The following is a 3,224-nucleotide window of genomic DNA, read 5'->3' as shown; positions in this document are numbered from 1 at the left end:
GGGAAACCCCACACTACCATCGGCGATGCATCGTTTCACTGCTGAGTTCGGGATGGGATCAGGTGGTTCCAATGCTCTATGGTCGTCAAGAAATTCTGTTGCCAGAATGTCCAGATGGACAGCCCAGCGAATTCGGATATGCGATATTTGTGATGTTGCGAACTTTCGGTTCGTTTCGTCTTCACCACCACAATTTGGCTTTCGTGCGCAAATTGCTTGGGTGTTATATGGTCAAGCCTCACGGGCAATTAGTATTGGTTAGCTCAACGCCTCACAGCGCTTACACACCCAACCTATCAACGTCGTAGTCTTCGACGGCCCTTCAGGGGATTCAAGATCCCAGTGAGATCTCATCTTGAGGCAAGTTTCCCGCTTAGATGCTTTCAGCGGTTATCTCTTCCGAACATAGCTACCCGGCAATGCCACTGGCGTGACAACCGGAACACCAGAGGTTCGTCCACTCCGGTCCTCTCGTACTAGGAGCAGCCCCTCTCAAATCTCAAACGTCCACGGCAGATAGGGACCGAACTGTCTCACGACGTTCTAAACCCAGCTCGCGTACCACTTTAAATGGCGAACAGCCATACCCTTGGGACCGGCTTCAGCCCCAGGATGTGATGAGCCGACATCGAGGTGCCAAACACCGCCGTCGATATGAACTCTTGGGCGGTATCAGCCTGTTATCCCCGGAGTACCTTTTATCCGTTGAGCGATGGCCCTTCCATACAGAACCACCGGATCACTAAGACCTACTTTCGTACCTGCTCGACGTGTTTGTCTCGCAGTCAAGCGCGCTTTTGCCTTTATACTCTACGACCGATTTCCGACCGGTCTGAGCGCACCTTCGTACTCCTCCGTTACTCTTTGGGAGGAGACCGCCCCAGTCAAACTACCCACCATACACTGTCCTCGATCCGGATAACGGACCTGAGTTAGAACCTCAAAGTTGCCAGGGTGGTATTTCAAGGATGGCTCCATGAGAACTGGCGTCCCCACTTCAAAGCCTCCCACCTATCCTACACAAGCAAATTCAAAGTCCAGTGCAAAGCTATAGTAAAGGTTCACGGGGTCTTTCCGTCTAGCCGCGGATACACTGCATCTTCACAGCGATTTCAATTTCACTGAGTCTCGGGTGGAGACAGCGCCGCCATCGTTACGCCATTCGTGCAGGTCGGAACTTACCCGACAAGGAATTTCGCTACCTTAGGACCGTTATAGTTACGGCCGCCGTTTACCGGGGCTTCGATCAAGAGCTTCGCTTGCGCTAACCCCATCAATTAACCTTCCGGCACCGGGCAGGCGTCACACCCTATACGTCCACTTTCGTGTTTGCAGAGTGCTGTGTTTTTAATAAACAGTCGCAGCGGCCTGGTATCTTCGACCGGCATGGGCTTACGGAGCAAGTCCTTCACCCTCGCCGGCGCACCTTCTCCCGAAGTTACGGTGCCATTTTGCCTAGTTCCTTCACCCGAGTTCTCTCAAGCGCCTTGGTATTCTCTACCTAACCACCTGTGTCGGTTTGGGGTACGGTTCCCAGTTATCTGAAGCTTAGGAGCTTTTCTTGGAAGCATGGTATCAACCACTTCGTCGCCTGAAGGCAACTCGTCATCAGCTCTCGGCCTTGAAATCCCGGATTTGCCTAAGATTTCAGCCTACCACCTTAAACCTGGACAACCAACGCCAGGCTGGCCTAACCTTCTCCGTCCCTCCATCGCAATAACTGGAAGTACAGGAATATTAACCTGTTTTCCATCGACTACGCTTTTCAGCCTCGCCTTAGGGACCGACTAACCCTGCGTCGATTAACGTTGCGCAGGAAACCTTGGTCTTTCGGCGTGCGAGTTTTTCACTCGCATTGTCGTTACTCATGTCAGCATTCGCACTTCTGATACCTCCAGCAAGCTTCTCAACTCACCTTCACAGGCTTACAGAACGCTCCTCTACCGCGTCATCAAAGATGACACCCGTAGCTTCGGTGCATGGTTTGAGCCCCGTTACATCTTCCGCGCAGGCCGACTCGACTAGTGAGCTATTACGCTTTCTTTAAAGGGTGGCTGCTTCTAAGCCAACCTCCTAGCTGTCTAAGCCTTCCCACATCGTTTCCCACTTAACCATGACTTTGGGACCTTAGCTGACGGTCTGGGTTGTTTCCCTTTTCACGACGGACGTTAGCACCCGCCGTGTGTCTCCCATGCTCGGCACTTCCAGGTATTCGGAGTTTGCATCGGTTTGGTAAGTCGGGATGACCCCCTAGCCGAAACAGTGCTCTACCCCCTGGAGTGATACATGAGGCGCTACCTAAATAGCTTTCGAGGAGAACCAGCTATCTCCGAGCTTGATTAGCCTTTCACTCCGATCCACAGGTCATCCGCTAACTTTTCAACGGTAGTCGGTTCGGTCCTCCAGTCAGTGTTACCTAACCTTCAACCTGCCCATGGATAGATCGCCCGGTTTCGGGTCTATACCCAGCGACTAAACGCCCTATTAAGACTCGCTTTCGCTACGCCTCCCCTATTCGGTTAAGCTCGCCACTGAATATAAGTCGCTGACCCATTATACAAAAGGTACGCAGTCACCTAACAAAGTAGGCTCCCACTGCTTGTACGCATACGGTTTCAGGTTCTATTTCACTCCCCTCTCCGGGGTTCTTTTCGCCTTTCCCTCACGGTACTGGTTCACTATCGGTCAGTCAGTAGTATTTAGCCTTGGAGGATGGTCCCCCCATATTCAGACAAAGTTTCTCGTGCTCCGTCCTACTCGATTTCATTGACAAGAGATTTTCGTGTACGGGGCTATCACCCACTATGGCCGCACTTTCCAGAGCGTTCCACTAATCTCAAATCAACTTAAGGGCTGGTCCCCGTTCGCTCGCCACTACTAAGGGAATCTCGGTTGATTTCTTTTCCTCAGGGTACTTAGATGTTTCAGTTCCCCTGGTTCGCCTCTTGCACCTATGTATTCAGTACAAGATACTCAGCTTATGCTGAGTGGGTTCCCCCATTCAGAGATCTCTGGATCACAGTCTGTTTGCCGACTCCCCAAAGCTTATCGCAGGCTACCACGTCTTTCATCGCCTCTGACTGCCAAGGCATCCACCGTATGCGCTTCTTCACTTGACCATATAACCCCAAGCAATCTGGTTATACTGTGAAGACGACATTCGCCGAAAATTCGCATGTTGCTCTTTCGAGCAGAACTCACAAATTTTACCTTAGCCTGATTAA

General features: G+C 51.6%; 2 rRNA genes. Both read right to left on the bottom strand.

The features are described 5' to 3' along the window. Window positions 1–90: ribosomal RNA gene (gene rrf, locus CAG00_RS27305) — 5S ribosomal RNA — on the bottom strand; the annotation flags it as partial. 137 nt (window positions 91–227) lie between these two features. Beyond that, window positions 228–3,119: ribosomal RNA gene (locus tag CAG00_RS27300) — 23S ribosomal RNA — on the bottom strand. Window positions 3,120–3,224: the final 105 nt, after the last annotated feature.

Source organism: Pseudomonas sp. B5(2017) (genome assembly GCF_002112825.1).
Classification (GTDB): domain Bacteria; phylum Pseudomonadota; class Gammaproteobacteria; order Pseudomonadales; family Pseudomonadaceae; genus Aquipseudomonas; species Aquipseudomonas putida_Z.
Note: the sequence above shows the minus strand (reverse complement) of the source record. Positions and strands in the feature narration are given on the sequence as shown.